Raw genomic sequence first — 16,392 nt, 5'->3', positions numbered from 1 at the left:
CGCGATCACGAATCACTGCGCCGTCGTCGCCAACCGGCCAATTCCCGGTGAAGCCTAACCGCCGCACATCATTGGGAGCGCCTCGCCAGTGCCATGCCCAAACCCGATCAGCGGAGCGCTCAGCGCTTGCCGCGGCATTTACGGCAACGCCCGTATAGAATCATTGAATGGGCGGTCAAGTCGAAGCCGTGATCATGGGCGATCAATTCCTGACGATCCTCGATGATCGAATCCATGAACTCTTCGATTCCACCGCATTCGATGCATACCATATGATCGTGGTGGCCGCCTTCGTTGAGCTCGAAGACTCCCTGATTGCCTTCGAAGTTGTGGCGCTGAACGAGGCCCGCCGACTCGAACTGTGTCAGCACGCGATAGACGGTGGCGAGTCCGATATCCTCACCGGCCTCCAAGAGGCAGCGATAGACATCCTCGGCGGACATATGTTGATGCCGATTTCGGTCCAGGATCTCAAGTATCTTAGTCCGCGGTAGCGTAACCTTAAGACCGGCTTTTCTGAGGTCTTTGGATTCCAAAACGCCTCCCGGGCTCGTAGGCAACATTCGCCAGCTGCGCTATCATGCGCTTCGCGGTTGGAGCGAAGGAGCGACGCCGATGCGCACGGCACTTACGTTAGTAGCATTATTATACATCACTTTTTTGTTCCTTTTGGGATGCTCCACCTCACAGTTGCCCTTTCTCTACCGCCCGGACATGGAGCAAGGCACAGTGCTCGAGGAGGAGAAGGTAAAACAGCTGCGCCCCGGCATGACCCCGCAACAGGTCCGATTTCTGCTCGGTACACCCACTATTCAGGATCCATTCCATAATAATCGCTGGGATTACGCCTACATGAACGACCCGCGAGACGGTGAGGCGAGCGTGCAACACCGGTTGACGCTGTTTTTCGATGCCGCCGACCACCTGCAGGCCGCCCAAGGCTACGCAATACCGCCTGACAGCCCCTTGCGGCGCCCCCCATTCGGAAGATGAATCCCGCCTATCATCGCGGTGACGGCCGTTTCCCGCCTCAACGAGCAGCACGCCGGCGACGCAGCTCTTTAGGATCGGCAAGCAAAGGGCGGTAGATCTCCACGCGATCCTTGTCACTCAAGCGCCGCGTCAGCGCAACCGGCCGGCTGAAGATTCCAACTCTCTGGCGCGTCAAATCGATTTCGGCAAAGCGCTCCAGTATTCCCGAACGGTGGACCGCCTCTTCCACCGTGATCGGCGGGTGCACCCGCAAGGGCACGATCACCTGCACCTCAGCGCTCGCGTACGCAACCTCCACGCTAATGAGCTCGCTCGGCTGGCTCACCGATACCATCGATACCCCTCTTCCCGCTCTGATTCCAATGGCGCTCACGCCACGCGCGCCGCTGAAATGGTATTTTAGAAAAGACGTTGCAGCGCCGCATCCACTCGCCCCTGTAGCGCGTCCTCTCCGGGCAAGCCGTACCACTGCGCCACCAACCGTTGCGCTTCCCGGCGCGGCGAGCGCTCTTTGCCGCTGCCCAAGCCCTCGGCGAGGCGTTTGACCTGAAGCTCAAGGCGCAGCGTTTCATCTGCCGGTGGCGAATCGATACCGGCGAGAATTTCCAGGCGCACACAAATCCGCCGTGACGCTTGCGAATCAACGCCTCGGGGCTCGCCCCGCTGCACGGCCGCCCAGCGACGTTGCAGCGGTTCGAGAAGCCACTTGGGAAGCTCCATGTCGTCGGACGTTGCAATCGGTCCGGCCGAACCTTCCTCCCACTGCCGGGTTAGCTCGGCGAGACGTTTGACCTCGGCGAGTTCGCGCCGCATCGCGTTCGATTCAAGCCGTTGCACACGCTCGGCCAAGGCATCCTCAAGCCCGTCGAAGCGCGCCTGCATTGCCCGAGCCTCCCGACCCTGGGGGAGGTGCAACGAACGGAAGGCGGATTCTAATTGACTCGCCTCTCGGCGCAAAACATTCAGTTCGGTCACCTCGCGTGACTCCACCAACGCCTCTAAGCGAGCACAGATCTCCGCACCTTCCGTCAACGATTGATCCGCTTGCGAGCGGCGGGACTCGCGCTGGGCATCGCGTTTGGCGAATATCTCATCGCAAGCGGCACGGAACGCTTTCCACAGCGCCCGATCGGCCGCCGGCCGAGCCTGGCTCTGCGCCTTCCAATCCTGCTGCAGACGTTTCGCCCGTTCCGCCGCGGCTTCAGCGTCATCCTGCTCGAGCAGAGCACGGGCCTGCTCCACCAGTTTCGCTTTGCGCTCACGATAAGCCGCGCGTTTCGCCTCGATGTGTTCAGTCAAGGTTTCCATTAGGGCCTCGAATTCCTGGCGAAGCGCTCCGAGATGCTGCCGCTCAACGGGCCCGAAGTGCCTCCACTCCTCCCGAGCCCTATGACGGATCTGCTCCAGCACCGTGACGTCGATCGTCTCCCATTCGGCCTGTTCGACGAACTCGGCCAGCTGGCGACAAATACGCCCGCGCTCCAGTAGATTGGCCTCGCGACGCTGAGCCTCGGCTTCGAACCACTGCCGGCACGGCTCGAACGCCTGATCGGCCGCGCCCCTGAAACGCTCCCAAAGCGCGCGCGATTGGGTCGACTCCGACCCGCCTGTGGCCTTCCACTCGGACTGCAGCTCATGCACGCGCCGGGCGCGCTCCGCCGGTGGAAGTTCCTGGGACTCGACAAGCGCCTCCATGGCACGGCATAAGGCTTCCTGTTTGGGCTGCGCGGCGAAGCGCCGCCAGTCTCGCAGCTCCGCCACTCGCCCCGTCGCATGCCGTAGACGACGTTCGAGATGCGCTGGAAACCTGCCGGCGATGTTCTGAGCAAGCTTTTCAGCGCGCTGTAACAGACGGTTGGCAGGCCGAAGGCGCCCTTCGCCCAACGCCGTCTCGAGCTCGGCGAGCTGGCGTTGCAGCCTCTCAACTTGCTCGGCGTGTTCCTCCTGCGCGCGGCTGTGTCCGACCTCCTCGTTCGCCGCGATCAGCCATCTCGCCTCCTGCAGCAAGGGAGGGACGGGATAATCGGGCGGCCAAACAATGCGTTGCTCAAGCACGCGCAGGGCCCCCACATCCACCGCAGCGCCGCCCGCTGCCAGCGCGGCTTGTAACGAGGCACGCCCTTCCAAGTAGCGCTGAGCGGCATCCAGCCACGCCCGCGCTCGTGCGGACGCTTCGCTCGGCTCGGCAACTGAGTCGTTACCTCCCGGCGAAAGCAGATCCTGAACCTTGGCGACGGCCTCGGGGGAGGGCTCAGGCGCTGCGAATATCTCGTCGAGCACGGTCTCGAGTTTCGGCGCCTGCTCCTGTTCGCGAGCATCGCCCTCTACGTGCGCTTCGGGCAACGTCTGCAGCTCGTCATCGGACGTAGCCGGGGGGAGCGTATCCAGCATGGCAAGAACGTCCGCTAACCGTTGCTGCTCACCCGCCGAAGGCTCGCCGTGCGCGTGCCAGCGATTGAGCAGGCGCTGACGCTCCGCGTGCGCAGCATAACTGTTTGGGGATTCTGCAAGCGCCCGCAATGCCGCGATCACCGCTTCGCGCTCGCGCGCGGCCGCCTGTGCTTCGGCACGCCGGCGACTTAGGTCATCAAGTCGCTCCCGGGCCCGGCGGGCAAGCTTGCGGTCGGTTCGCCGCTGCTGGTGCGCGATACGCTCCAAGACGGCCGCATCGTGGATGCGCTCAACCGCCAGCCGGCGAACGCGCGCGACGGCATCACCCTTGATGATGTCCTCCATCACGCGCGGATCGTCAAGTCGCTCCAAGGCAGCCACTCGGATGGCCTCCTCACGCCCCTGACGTGCCACTCGCGCTAATGTGCCAGCATCCCGACACGCATGCAGGGCCGCCAGTCGGCTCGCCAAGTCAAGCGTGTCACAGCCCTGAGCCAACAACTGGCTATAGCGTATGCGTGCCGCCTCCCGCACCCCGGCGTCCGTGTCCTCCTCAGCGCGCTCGCGAAGCGTGTCCAGCTCGATCAGCCGTTTCACAGCCGATTTCCGCACGGCGGGTGCCGGGTCGCTTACCGCGAGCGTACTCAGCGTGGCATAGCCATCGGCATCGGCGCTGGCGAGACTTGCAACGGCTTCTTGGCGGATTTTGGGATTTCGGTGCTGCCAGCGAGGCCGGCGGAATCGCTCAAACCACATGTAGATCGGTTCCCGGCTGAAACGTTGACGAAACGAATCTTGCAGCGTGCGCCGCCGAGTGCTGCCCAGTGCTTGCTGCCGCCGCCCGTTGCTGATCGGCAAGCATGAACGAATCGATTGTGCACTGCCGGAACGCTCACGAACAGAGCTCCGGTGCGCGGCGAAGCCGACATGGGTTCGGGAGGAGCGCAGGCCCGCTCACCACGCGCCACGCCGCAAGTTAGATTCATCGGTCAGGCAAAAAACGCTGCGCCCGTCCCAGGCCACTCCTCGAGCCGTTCGCGCAGCGCCACCGCTTGATTTCGCTGCGGATCCCGCGCACGAAAAAGGAGGCTAACCGAAGCGCTCGGAGCTTTTCCCGCGAGCTCATGTATTCGCTCGTCCCGCGGGTAAGCGGCTTCCCCGCCCGCCGCAGGGCGCCGCCATCGCATACCAGCGCGATCTAAGGATCAAAGGCCAATCGAGAACATGCTCTCCAAGTCGTGGCGGGAATGCGCCCGAAAGGCAATCAGCGTCTCGGTCGATTCGATGCCGTCAATATTCTGCAACTGCTCGGTAACCAAATCCGCGAGCGCTTCGTTGGCCGGCACGCGGATGATCACGACCAGATCGTAGCGCCCGCCGACCGAATAGACCTCCGTGACACCGTCGATATCCGCCAGCAATCCGGCAATCTCGTTGACGCGACCGCGCGCGGCGTTGAGCAGGACAATCGCGGTTACCATGAGCTCGCCTCCTCGGTATGCTGTGCTGTCCATCCCCACATGAGTGTAGCCTAGTCGCCGCTCGGCTCCGTTCGCGACCACGCTCAGCGCGGCAAGGGACCGGACTCGTCGATCGGGAGGCGCGCTCCAACGAGCTGTGCAACACCGATGTTTCGCCGCGGGCGAGCACCAAGCCGGGGTTCGCTACGCGATACTCAGGCCGCGCGCAAAGCGATGATTAAATCCATCACGTTGGTGCCAGTCGGGCCGGTACGAACGAGATCACCGCTACTGGCAAGAAACCGCCCGGCATCGGCATCCAATAAGGCGCGGTTGACATCCTCGCCTGCCAGCGAGCCCCGCATGACGGTCTGCCCGTCGATCAACGCGCCCGCATCCTCGCTGGAACCGTCGGCACCATCGGTACCGACCGCAAGCAGCCAAACGTCATCGCGTCCGGCAAGCGCCGTCGCCGCCGCGAGCGCCAGCGTCTGCATCCGTCCGCCACGCCCGGGGTTTTCGGGCAAGCGCACCGTCGGCTCGGCGCCCCATATATGCACCCCCGGGCCGAGGTATACGAGCGCTTCGGCGAGGCGCCGCCCGCTCGCCGCCGCGTCCCCGCCGATGAATTCCTCGTGATTGCATACTGGCAGGCTCTGCGCCTTGGCCGCATTCATCGCCGCTGCCCGTGCTTGCCGAGTGCTGGCGATCACCACCGAGCGGATCGACCGGAACACAGTCTCGCTCGCCCGCGGAGCCGGCTCGGCCGGCGGACAGAGCCGGCGCAGCGCAGGCGGCATTTCCCCGCTCGTGCCCGCCTGGGAGTCCGGGCTCAATGGCCCCGATCCAATGACACTCGGATCGTCGTCGGGCACGTCCGAGATAAGCAGCACCGTTGTCGGCCGCCCCGCGACCCAGCGCGCCAACCGCCCGCCTTTGATGCGCGAGATGGTTTTACGGATCCGGTTGATCTCATGGATCCCGCATCCGCTCGCCAGGAGTTGCCGGTTGAGCTCGGCCAGCCGCTCCGGGCGGACACCGTCGGGAAGAAGTTCCACTAGGCTGGAAGCTCCGCCCGAGAGCATCACCAGCAATGGGGCGTGCGGTGGAGTGGAATCCAGAAACCGGAGCAGCCGGTCCCCCGCCGCCAGACTGCGCGCGTCAGGCACGGGGTGAGCGCCCTCCAGCTGCTCGAGCCGCGAATCGCTGGGCAATGCCGGATCGCCATAACCCGAACGCGTGATCAACAAGACGCGTACGATTTCGCGGTCGCAGACCTCCAAGGCGCCACGAACCATCGCCGCAGCGGCCTTGCCGATCGCAACGACGTGAGTGCCATCGCTGCATGGGTAGCGACGCAGCCAGCCGCTGACGCACTGCTCGCCGCGTACCGCCTCGAGCCCGGCATCATAAATCGCCAACAGCGTCTCGGCCGGTTTCATCCGTTGCTCGCCGCCGCCAGCCCACGGCCGAGATCGGCGTAAAGGTCTGCGAGGTCCTCCAGGCCGACCGAAAGGCGGATCAACCCTTCACCGATGCCGGCGGCCTCCCGCTGCTCGGGTGGGATTCGACCGTGAGTGGTGCTCGCCGGATGGGTAATCGTGGTGCGCGCATCGCCCAGATTGGCGGTAATGGACAGCAGCCGGGTATTGTCAATCACCCGCCAGGCGGCCTCGCGCCCCCCCTCGACCTCAAAGGAGACGATGCCGCCGAAACCGTTTTGCTGCCGCGCCGCGAGCGCATGCTGCGCATGTACTGGCAGACCCGGATAGTAGACGCGGGCGACCCCCGGCTGCTGCTCGAGCCAGCGCGCAAGTGCCAGCGCGTTCTCGCAATGGGCACGCATGCGTAACGGCAGCGTTTCGAGCCCCTTGAGAAATACCCAGGCATTGAACGGGCTCAATGCCGGGCCCGCGGTACGCAGAAATCCCAATACCTGCTTACCTACCTGCTCGGCATTGCCGATGATGGCACCGCCCACGCAACGCCCTTGGCCATCGAGATACTTGGTGGCCGAATGGATAACGATATCGGCACCCAACGCCAGCGGGCGCTGCAGCACGGGGGTGCAGAAACAATTATCCACCACCAGGATGGCATCGTTGGCGTGTGCCAGCTCGGCCAATCGGGCAATATCGGCGACCTCGGTCAGTGGATTGGACGGCGTTTCCAAGAACAGGAGCCGCGTCTCGGGGCGTATCGCCGACTCCCAAGCCTCCAGCTCGGTGAGCGAAACAAAATCCGTCTGCACCCCAAAACGGCTGAGATGGTTGTTGAACAGCGAAACCGATGTGCCGAAGATACCAATGGAAGAAACGATATGGTCCCCGGCGTTGAGCAGCGCCATGCAGGTTGCCAGAATGGCCGACATACCGGATGCCGTAGCCACGCAGGCCTGCCCTCCTTCCATAATCGCCAAGCGCTCCTGGAAGGCCCGCACCGTCGGATTGCTGAAGCGCGAGTAGATGTTGCCCGGCTGCTGCTCGGAGAATTTGGCAGCGGCTTCGGCCGCGCTACCAAAAGTGAAACTGGACGTGAGAAAGATCGGCTCGGAATGTTCCTGCTCGTTCGTTCGCCTCTGCCCTCCCCGCAGAGCCTGCGTCGCGATTCCGAATTCCTCAAAGTCGATGTCGGTCATAGCTCCACCTCGCACTGGCGACGGAGTGCATCCTAGCAGGCAGGGCGCGGCGAGAAAGGAAGCTCGGAAACGCGAAGCCCGCCATTGGCCTATCTACGGCGGGCCGATCTCGCTTTAGCCGTGTTTCTAGGGCGCCCGCAAGCTGAGCGTCAAACCAGCGCCGAAAATTATCTTCCATCCTGCTGGCGGGACTGTCAAATCGCCGTATTGATATCCCCGCAGAAGCTCATTGCGTCCTCGCTGTGCTCGAAGCGCCGCTTGGCTTCCTCGGAGCGCAGATCCTCCAGCGCGCGAAGATAGTCGGAGGTGACGTCTCCGGTAACGTATTCACCGCTGAAACAGGAGCAGTCGAAGCGCTCGATCTTTTCGTTCCCCCCGCGCACCGCTTCGATGAGATCGGACAATTCCTGATAGACGATGTAGTCTGCGCCGATCGCCCGACAGATTTCCGGTTCCGTGCGCCCGTAAGCGATCAATTCCTTGGCTGCCGGCATGTCGATGCCATAGACATTGGGATAGCGCACCGGCGGTGCCGCGGAGGCGAAATACACTTTATTCGCTCCCACGTCACGCGCCATTTGCACGATCTGCCGCGAAGTGGTGCCACGAACAACCGAGTCGTCGACCAGCAACACGTTCTTGTTGCGGAATTCCAACTCGATGGCGTTGAGCTTCTGGCGCACCGAGTATTGGCGCTGGGTCTGGCCCGGCATAATGAACGTGCGACCGATATACCGGTTCTTGATGAACCCCTCCCGATACACCACGCCTAGTTCGTTGGCAAGATCCAAGGCTACCGTGCGACTGGTGTCGGGGATGGGGATGACGACGTCGATATCGTGGTTCGCCCAGTCCCGCGCAATCTTGCGGGCAAGCATCCGTCCCATCCTGAGCCGCGATTTGTATACCGATACGTCGTCGATCATGGAGTCGGGACGCGCCAAATAGACGAATTCGAAGATGCAGGGCGTCAGCACGGCTTTAGCGGCACATTGCCTCGTGTACAGGCGCCCGTCGAGATCGATGAGCACCGCCTCCCCGGGTGCCACGTCACGCACCAACTGAAAACCGAGCACGTCCAGAGCAACGCTCTCCGAGGCAATCATATACTCGTTGCCGTGTTCGGTCTCGCGCTTACCGAAGCACAACGGGCGGATACCGTGGGGATCCCGAAAACCGAGCACGCCGTACCCGCTGATCATGGCGACGGCCGCATAGCCGCCGAATACGCGTTGATGGATACCGGCAACGGCCGTAAAGATGTCGTTCTCGTCAATTCTCAGTTTTCGCATCTCGCCCAGCTCATGGGCGAAGACGTTGAGCAGCACTTCCGAGTCCGAATTCGTGTTGATGTGCCGTAGATCTTCGAGGTAGAGCTCGCGTTTAATCTCCTCGGCATTGGTCAGATTGCCGTTGTGAGCAAGACTGATGCCGTAAGGCGAGTTCACGTAGAACGGCTGTGCCTCCGCCAGAGTGGAGCAGCCGGCCGTAGGATAGCGCACATGGCCGATACCCACGTTGCCCCGCAGCTGCAGCATGTCCTGAGCGCGGAATACGTCCCGCACCAGTCCGCTGCTCTTGCGCAGATACAGCCGCCCATTGTCCGAGGTCATGATGCCGGCGGCATCCTGCCCTCTATGCTGTAGCACCGTGAGCCCGTCGTAGATCTCCTGATTAACAGGGCCTCGGGCCACCATGCCGATTACACCGCACATGTCACCTGGTCACCCGTATCGGTAAAATTTACGCCACGATAGCAGCGACGATATCGGCGCTGCTCACGGCTCGGCCGGACGGCAAAACTCCCGCCAGTACTCCGGTAATGGGGTGCCCATGACCGGCTCGTCCCTGACGGCGACGGGAGCATAAAGGCGCAACCCGTGCAGCCATTGCCCCACACCCATGGAACAGACCCACGGACGAAGCTGACCCGCAAGCAAAGAATCCTGCCACCAACGCTCCCGCGGAATGCTGGTCAGCCCCGCCATCAGAACCAGCAGCCCGACGATCAGCACGCCGCGAAGGCCACCGAACACCATTCCGAGGAGGCGATCCGTCCCGCCGAGTCCCGTTTTTCCTACCAGCGTGCCCGCAAGATAATTGACAAGCGCGCCCAACAGCAAAACCGCCACGAAAAGACCGGCAAAGGCAACGACCAAACGCAGCGTCGGCGAGCTCATGTAGTCATGCAGGTAGGGCGCGAGCTGGCGGGCGAAACGCAAACTGAGCCACACTGCGGCGAGCCAAACGACGATGGATAACACCTCACGAACGAATCCCCGCACCAGGCTGACGGCCACGGAGGCGCAGATAATACCAATGAAGACGTAATCCAACCAGTTCATGCTGCCGCCGCTGCAAGCGACCCCTCGGGTCTGGATCTTGGGGCGCTGAGGGCCCATGAGAGTGATGTTATTTTCCCACCACCAACCCCTTTATGCCACGTTCCTCATGCAACCGGGCCGCCAGTTGCTCGGCTTTGCCGCGGCCGACGACCGGCCCGACACGCACCCGATATAGCGGCCTATTGCGATATCGGGTCTGCTCGATGTAAGTGCTGAAACCGCTCCCGCGCAACTCTCGACGCAAGGCGCTGGCGTTTTCCCGATCCCGAAAGCTGCCGATCTGCACAGCCCAAGCCGATGTCGACGCCTCGGCAACCGCGGCCCGGGGCGGAGCCGCGGGTTCCGAAGCCGTGGCAGACGATCCGCGTTCTTCAACCGGTGGCGAGGTTGAGCGAGGCCCCGAGGCGGATTTTTCGCTCGCTACCGGATCCGGTGCGCGAAGGTCGGCCGGCTGCTGGGCGGAAGAGTGCGCATCGAGCGCATCGGCTTGGGGGATGTCGGGTACCGCTTTCACCCGGGGCGGCGCCGGGACCTCAACTGGAATACCCGCTCGATCGCCCTCTGCCGGCCCCTTCAAGAGCATGGGGATGAAAATGACCGCCAAGGCGACCAGAATCACCGCACCGATCAGTCGCTGTTTGACCCGCTGCTCCATGTTCCTTCTCCCTGAGGCGCCGGAACATAAACTGATTGTTACCGGCCCCGGCTCGGGCCGCAAAGATGCTTGTTTGCTTTCTCTGCGAGACGGCCCAGCATGCGCAGCTCCGGGAGGACCTCCGCAACGACCCGAAAGGAACCGAATGCGACGATGCAGTCAGCCGCGCCGGCCTCGCCGTCCACCGCGCTGACCATCTCACGAGCCGGTCCGATTCCAGCGACCGGAGTCTCACGCGCCTGCAGATAGTCCGCTACCGTGCCCGCCGGCAGGGCCTCACTGTCCGCCAGCCGGAGGAGATACCAGCGATCCACCACCCGCAGCATCGGGGTGACTACGCCATCGAGATCCTTGCGCCGCAAGAGCCCGAAAACGCAATGCACGCGCCCCGTCTTCCGTCTCGCATGCAGCAGCGAAGCTAATTGAGCGGCCGCAGCAGCGTTGTGTGCAACATCCAGCAGCCAATCCGGTGGCCCCGCGATCCACTGCTGTCGCCCCACCGGCCGAACCCGAGGCAGGGCGTGGCGAGCCGCGCATGCCAGTCGCCAAGTCGGCTCACCAAGGGCCTCCAGGGCAGCCATCGCGAGGGCGGCGTTTGCCCGCTGGTGATGGCCCGTCGCACCCAGCGGTGGCAAGCCGAATACCGCCGCATCGCGACCCCGCCACCACCAGCGACCTATAGGCCCATCCGCGCCAAAGTCGAAAACCGCTCCAAGCTCCCGCGCAACGCAACCGAGGCGGGCCGCATGCGTCGTAATCGATGCCGGCATGGCCGACGAGCCGAGGATCACCGGACGTCCCGGGCGCATGATGCCAGCCTTCTCTCGCCCGATACTATCACGGTCGGCGCCGAGCCAATCGGTATGATCGAGCTCCACGTTGGTCAGCACGGCGACGTCCGCGGCCAGGATGTTGACGGCGTCTAGGCGCCCGCCCATTCCAACTTCCAGTACCCAGATATCGCAACCTGCTTGGCGAAACAGCAATAGCGCCGCGAGGGTGCCGAATTCGAAATAGGTCAGGGGGATATCCAACCGCGCCTGCTCTACCGCCGCGAAGGCGGCGACGAGCGCCTCATCGCTGGCTTCTCGGCCATCGATGCGCACGCGCTCGTTGTAGCGCTGCAGATGCGGCGAGGTATAGGCGCCCGGGTGATAACCGCAGGCACGCAGCATCGCCTCCAAATACGCGACGGTGGACCCTTTGCCATTGGTGCCACCGACGGTGATGACGCGGGCAGCACTACGATCGACCCCCAAGCGTCCGGCAACGACGGCCACCCGCTCCAAACCGAGATCGATCCTCCGCGGGTGAAGGCTTTCCTGCCAGCGTAGCCAATCTCGCAGGCTGGAGAAGCGCATGCAATTCAGGTGGCAGGGGTCAGGTGTTTGCTGTTTGGCGACGGCCTGTGCGTCATGATGGCCAGCAGCTTCGCCAGGCGCTGACGCATCTCACGGCGGTCAACGATCAGATCGATGGCGCCGTGCTGCAGCAGGAACTCACTGCGTTGGAAGCCATCCGGCAACGTCTCGCGTACGGTCTGCTCGATTACTCGTGGGCCGGCAAAACCGATCAGGGCACCCGGTTCGGCTACGTTGACGTCACCGAGCATGGCCAGACTGGCCGATACCCCGCCCATCGTGGGATCCGCTAGAACAGAGATGAAAGGCAGGCCCGCATCGGACAAGCGGCCCAGGGCGGCAGCCGTCTTCGCCATCTGCATGAGCGAGAGCAACGCCTCCTGCATCCGCGCCCCGCCACTCGCCGAGAAACAGATCAGCGGAATTCGTTCCCGCAAGCTGGCATCGACAGCACGAACGAACTTCTCGCCCACCACCGAGCCCATCGAGCCACCCATGAAGCGGAATTCGAAGGCGGCGGCCACCACGGGGATGCCCCCGATCCCTCCCTGCATAACGACCAAGGCATCGTTTTCGCCGGTTGCCTTCTGAGCCTGAGTCAAGCGTTCCTTGTACTTTCTGCTGTCACGAAAGCGCAGTGCGTCCACGGGCTGGACGTTCTCGGCCAGTTCGTGGCGCGCGCCTTCGTCCAAAAACAGTTCCAGGCGCCGGCGCGCCCCGATGCGCATATGATGCCCGCACTTCGGGCAAACCTCGAGGCTGCGCTCCAACTCCGGTCGGTAGAGTGCGCTGTTGCAGGCGCTGCATTTGGTCCAGATGCCCTCAGGGACATTACGGTTACGGCGATTGTTGGCCTCCGTACGGATTCGGGAGGGCATCAGCTTCTGGAACCAGCTCATACTTAGCCCATCGCTCATAATCCCGTCGCTCCAAGTCTCAGGCCGATTGGGTCGCCAGCTCGTCCATCGCCCGGCGCATGTCGCCGATCAGCTCCCGCACGCCTTCAACCATGGCTTGCGGAGCATTTTGATGGGCCTCGATTCGCGCCACGAGGGCGCTGCCAACCACTACGGCATCGGCGACAGCGGCGATGCTAGCCGCAGCCGCCGCATCGCGAACCCCGAACCCCACCCCGACCGGCAGGTGGGTGGCCATGCGTATTCCGGCCACATGAGCCGCGACATCGCCGACATTCAGGCTCTCCGCGCCGGTGACACCCTTGAGCGACACGTAATATATGAATCCGCGCGCGATCTCGCAGATACGTCGAATACGCTCCACCGGAGTGGTTGGCGCGAGCAGCCAGATGGGATCCAACTGGTTGTCGTGTAGCGCATCCAGCAAGACCCGGCTTTCCTCGGGCGGCACGTCCACGCACAGCACCCCGTCGACCCCCGCCTCAGCGGCCTCCCGCGCGAAAATCTCATAGCCCATCTGCTCGATGGGATTGAGATAGCCCATCAGCACAAGCGGCGTGTGAGGGTCGTCGGCGCGGAACTCGCGGACCATCTCCAGGATGTGCCGTATGGTGACCCCGTGTCGCAGCGCGCGTTCACAGGCGGCCTGAATGACTCGGCCGTCAGCCATCGGATCGGAGAACGGAATTCCGATTTCGACAATGTCAGCGCCGGCCTCTACGAGCGCATGCAGCACCGGCACCGTCGCGGCAGGCCGGGGATCCCCACCGGTGATATACGGAATCAGCGCCTTGCGGCCGCGCTCGCGGCAAGCGGCAAAACGGCGCTCGATGCGACTCATAGCTCCATACCTTCTAAAGCGGCCACGGTATTGATGTCCTTATCGCCTCGGCCGGACAAATTCACCACGATGACGCCATCGGGCGTCATGGCGCGGGCGAGGCGTTCGGCGTAAGCGAGCGCATGCGCGCTCTCCAGCGCGGGCATGATCCCTTCCGCCCGGGTGAGCGCATGAAACGCGGTGATCGCTTCTTGATCCGTGGCCGTGACGTATTCGGCCCGGCCGATGTCCTTGAACCACGCATGTTCCGGCCCGACGCCGGGATAGTCCAAACCGGCCGAGATGGAATGGGTCCCCAGAATCTGCCCGTCTGCGCTTTCCATCAGATAGGTCCTGTTGCCGTGCAACACCCCAGGGCGCCCGGTGGCGAGCGGCGCTGCATGGCGACCCGTGTCGAGTCCCTCGCCGCCAGCCTCCACACCGTAGAGCTCGACGGCGGCATCGTCGACGAACGGATGGAAAAGCCCCATGGCGTTGGAGCCGCCCCCGACACAAGCGACTAACGCATCGGGCAGGCGGCCTTCACGCTCGAGTATCTGTGCCCGCGTCTCACGGCCGATGACCGCCTGAAAGTCCCGCACCATCAGCGGATAGGGATGCGGGCCTGCCACCGTACCGATGACATAGAAAGTGTCGTCGACGTTCGCGGCCCAATCCCGGAAGGCCTCGTTGAGAGCATCCTTGAGCGTGCGGGTGCCGGCCTCCACGGCAACGACCTCGGCACCCAGCAAGCGCATCCGATAGACATTGACGGACTGGCGCTGCACATCCGCCGCCCCCATGTAAATCACACATTCCAAGCCCAGCCGGGCCGCCACCGTGGCCGTCGCGACGCCGTGTTGGCCGGCCCCGGTCTCGGCGACGATACGCCTCTTGCCCATGCGCGCGGCGAGCAGCGCTTGCCCCATCGTATTGTTGATCTTGTGGGAGCCGGTGTGATTGAGGTCTTCGCGCTTGAGGTAGATACGCGCCCCGCCGAGTCGCTCCGACCATCGCTGAGCGCAGTAAAGCGGGCTGGGGCGTCCCACGTAGTGCGCAAGGTCCGCATCGAGCTCCGCCAGGAACTGCGGATCCTCCCGCGAGCGGACATACGCCTGCGTCAGCTCTTCGAGGGGGGCGATCAGAAGCTCAGGAACGAACCGACCACCGTAGTGACCGAAATGGCCACCGGCGTCCGGGTATTCGCGGTAATCGATCGGCTCGTTATTCGACATAGCCACCTTGGACACGCGCAACCTCTCTGCAAAATGCGCTCATAAGCGCGGGATCCTTGATTCCCGGCGTGCTCTCCACCCCGCTGCTGACATCCACCGCCCAAGGACACGTCGCCGTGATTGCCGCCGCGACGTTGCCGACATTCAGTCCTCCCGCCAGCACGATCGGTCGTCCCAAATCCTGCGGCACCCGCTGCCAATCGAAGGTCCGACCACTGCCTCCGGCTTGGCCGAGCCGGTTGCTATCGAACAGAAAGCCGGCCGCATCGGGGTAGGCACGTGCATAAGATATCGCATCCACGCCCGCCCCCATGGGCACCGCCTTGATGTAGGGCCGGCGAAAGCTCATGCAATAGGCATGCTCTTCGGTGCCGTGGAATTGCAGAACATCCAGCGCCACGGCGGCGAGAATCTGCTCCACTGTTGCTGCCGGCGCATCAAGGAAGAGGCCGACCACGCTAACGAACGGTGGCAGGGCCGCGACAATCGTCCGGGCATGATCCGGCGACAGGCGCCGTGGACTGTGTTCGTAGAAGACCAGCCCAACGGCGTCCACGCCCAGCTCAGCGGCCGCAACGGCGGCATCCGGCTGGGTCAGGCCGCAGATTTTTACGCGTGTACGCAACCGAACGGTCCCGTGTGGATTACACCGAAATGCCATGATACGGGAAAATGCACAATGGTACTCCGCCGGTGAGAGTCACGCAAAAATCGGTAATTCACCGCGCTCGGGGATCGTGAACCGTTGGGGGTAGCGCACCGCCACCAGGTAGAGCCCCGCTGCGGGCGCGGTAACACCCCCGGCCCTGCGGTCCCGGGCCTGCAGGATTTCCCACGACCAGCGGGGCGGCTGTGCCTCGGTGCCGATGGTAAGCAAAACCCCCGCAATGTTGCGCACCATGTGGTGCAGAAACGCATTCGCCGTCACATCCACATAGAAGTAATCACCACTACGGGTAATGTCCAGGCAATGCACGGTACGCACGGGATGGCGTGCCTGGCAGGCAAGGGCACGAAAGGAGGAGAAATCATGCTCGCCGAGAAGATGTTGCGCCGCGGCGCGCATTGCCGAGAGCTGAAGCGGACGGTAAGTCCATGCAACCCGGTGCCGATGCAGCGCCGAGGGCACCGGTCGGGACAAGATCACATAACGATAAGTCCGGGCGAGCGCGGCAAAACGGGAATGAAACTCCGGCGAGACGGCGCGCATCCAGGTTACCCGAATATCGTGTGGCAAATTGGAATTGACGCCACGGACCCAAGCCCGCCATGGGCGCCGCGCCACAGTATCGAAATGAATGACCTGGTGGGTGGCGTGTACTCCCGCGTCGGTGCGACCCGCACAGGTGATGACGACAGGATGATCGGCAACCCGCGAAAGCGCCGCCTCGAGGATTGCCTGCACGGACGGGCGATGCGACTGGCGCTGCCAGCCGCTGAATCCGGTACCGTCATATTCGATGCCAAGCGCAATACGCATAGGACTGGAACGCTCGGTGGCAGCGTTTGCCCGCGCAGAATGCATCGAATAGGGAAATTTGAGAAGCGCTTGAAGAGTGATTGGCAAGGGTCTGCCG

At 63.4% G+C, this 16,392-nt stretch carries 16 protein-coding genes; 1 reads left to right on the top strand and 15 read right to left on the bottom strand.

Going from position 1 to position 16,392, the window contains the following annotated elements; all coding sequences use genetic code 11:
* Nucleotides 1-119: 119 nt before the first annotated feature.
* On the bottom strand, nucleotides 120-536 hold the full coding sequence (gene fur / locus AC52Q4_RS03005; protein ID WP_495535320.1) for a ferric iron uptake transcriptional regulator: 417 nt from the start codon (nucleotides 534-536) through the stop codon (nucleotides 120-122).
* A gap of 79 nt (nucleotides 537-615) precedes the next feature.
* Here fur and AC52Q4_RS03000 point away from each other — a divergent pair, with 79 nt between their 5' ends.
* Nucleotides 616-993, top strand: coding sequence for an outer membrane protein assembly factor BamE (locus AC52Q4_RS03000; protein ID WP_495535319.1), 378 nt, complete (start codon nucleotides 616-618; stop codon nucleotides 991-993).
* A gap of 37 nt (nucleotides 994-1,030) precedes the next feature.
* Here AC52Q4_RS03000 and AC52Q4_RS02995 read toward each other — a convergent pair whose 3' ends face one another.
* From AC52Q4_RS02995 to truA, 14 genes are all read right to left on the bottom strand, one after another.
* On the bottom strand, nucleotides 1,031-1,327 hold the full coding sequence (locus AC52Q4_RS02995) for an RnfH family protein (protein ID WP_495535318.1): 297 nt from the start codon (nucleotides 1,325-1,327) through the stop codon (nucleotides 1,031-1,033).
* A gap of 65 nt (nucleotides 1,328-1,392) precedes the next feature.
* The gene (locus AC52Q4_RS02990; RefSeq protein WP_495535317.1) at nucleotides 1,393-4,242 is read right to left on the bottom strand and encodes a DUF349 domain-containing protein; all 2,850 of its coding nucleotides are present in this window, start codon (nucleotides 4,240-4,242) and stop codon (nucleotides 1,393-1,395) included.
* A 347-nt stretch (nucleotides 4,243-4,589) separates the two neighbouring features.
* Nucleotides 4,590-4,865 (bottom strand): Lrp/AsnC family transcriptional regulator, encoded by a 276-nt coding sequence (locus tag AC52Q4_RS02985; RefSeq protein WP_495535316.1) that lies wholly within the window; start codon nucleotides 4,863-4,865, stop codon nucleotides 4,590-4,592.
* Nucleotides 4,866-5,059: 194 nt separating this feature from the next.
* On the bottom strand, nucleotides 5,060-6,286 hold the full coding sequence (locus AC52Q4_RS02980; protein ID WP_495535315.1) for a glycerate kinase type-2 family protein: 1,227 nt from the start codon (nucleotides 6,284-6,286) through the stop codon (nucleotides 5,060-5,062).
* The gene (locus tag AC52Q4_RS02975) at nucleotides 6,283-7,482 is read right to left on the bottom strand and encodes an O-succinylhomoserine sulfhydrylase (RefSeq protein WP_495535314.1); all 1,200 of its coding nucleotides are present in this window, start codon (nucleotides 7,480-7,482) and stop codon (nucleotides 6,283-6,285) included. Before AC52Q4_RS02975 ends, AC52Q4_RS02980 begins: the two co-directional genes overlap by 4 nt.
* Before the next feature lie 194 nt (nucleotides 7,483-7,676).
* A complete protein-coding gene (gene purF / locus AC52Q4_RS02970) occupies nucleotides 7,677-9,197 on the bottom strand; it encodes an amidophosphoribosyltransferase (RefSeq protein ID WP_495535313.1) in 1,521 nt (506 codons plus the stop codon).
* Nucleotides 9,198-9,260: 63 nt separating this feature from the next.
* Nucleotides 9,261-9,827, bottom strand: a complete 567-nt coding sequence (locus AC52Q4_RS02965; protein WP_495535312.1) for a CvpA family protein — start codon at nucleotides 9,825-9,827, stop codon at nucleotides 9,261-9,263.
* A 67-nt stretch (nucleotides 9,828-9,894) separates the two neighbouring features.
* Nucleotides 9,895-10,482 (bottom strand): SPOR domain-containing protein, encoded by a 588-nt coding sequence (locus AC52Q4_RS02960; protein WP_495535311.1) that lies wholly within the window; start codon nucleotides 10,480-10,482, stop codon nucleotides 9,895-9,897.
* Nucleotides 10,483-10,520: 38 nt separating this feature from the next.
* Entirely contained in the window at nucleotides 10,521-11,843 is a 1,323-nt protein-coding gene (gene folC, locus AC52Q4_RS02955; protein ID WP_495535310.1) for a bifunctional tetrahydrofolate synthase/dihydrofolate synthase, read from the bottom strand.
* A gap of 5 nt (nucleotides 11,844-11,848) precedes the next feature.
* Nucleotides 11,849-12,742, bottom strand: coding sequence for an acetyl-CoA carboxylase, carboxyltransferase subunit beta (gene accD / locus AC52Q4_RS02950; protein ID WP_495535338.1), 894 nt, complete (start codon nucleotides 12,740-12,742; stop codon nucleotides 11,849-11,851).
* 37 nt (nucleotides 12,743-12,779) lie between these two features.
* Nucleotides 12,780-13,601 (bottom strand): tryptophan synthase subunit alpha, encoded by an 822-nt coding sequence (gene trpA, locus AC52Q4_RS02945; RefSeq protein ID WP_495535309.1) that lies wholly within the window; start codon nucleotides 13,599-13,601, stop codon nucleotides 12,780-12,782.
* Entirely contained in the window at nucleotides 13,598-14,815 is a 1,218-nt protein-coding gene (gene trpB, locus AC52Q4_RS02940; protein ID WP_495535337.1) for a tryptophan synthase subunit beta, read from the bottom strand. The genes trpA and trpB overlap by 4 nt, the downstream gene beginning before the upstream one ends.
* Nucleotides 14,805-15,440 (bottom strand): phosphoribosylanthranilate isomerase, encoded by a 636-nt coding sequence (locus AC52Q4_RS02935; RefSeq protein ID WP_495535308.1) that lies wholly within the window; start codon nucleotides 15,438-15,440, stop codon nucleotides 14,805-14,807. Before AC52Q4_RS02935 ends, trpB begins: the two co-directional genes overlap by 11 nt.
* A 75-nt stretch (nucleotides 15,441-15,515) precedes the next feature.
* A complete protein-coding gene (truA, locus tag AC52Q4_RS02930; protein ID WP_495535307.1) occupies nucleotides 15,516-16,295 on the bottom strand; it encodes a tRNA pseudouridine(38-40) synthase TruA in 780 nt (259 codons plus the stop codon).
* Between the last annotated feature and the right edge of the window lie 97 nt (nucleotides 16,296-16,392).

The organism is Nitrococcus sp. (assembly GCF_059432795.1).
The sequence above is the reverse complement of the archived record's forward strand: the minus strand, read 5'-3'. Positions and strand labels throughout refer to the sequence as shown.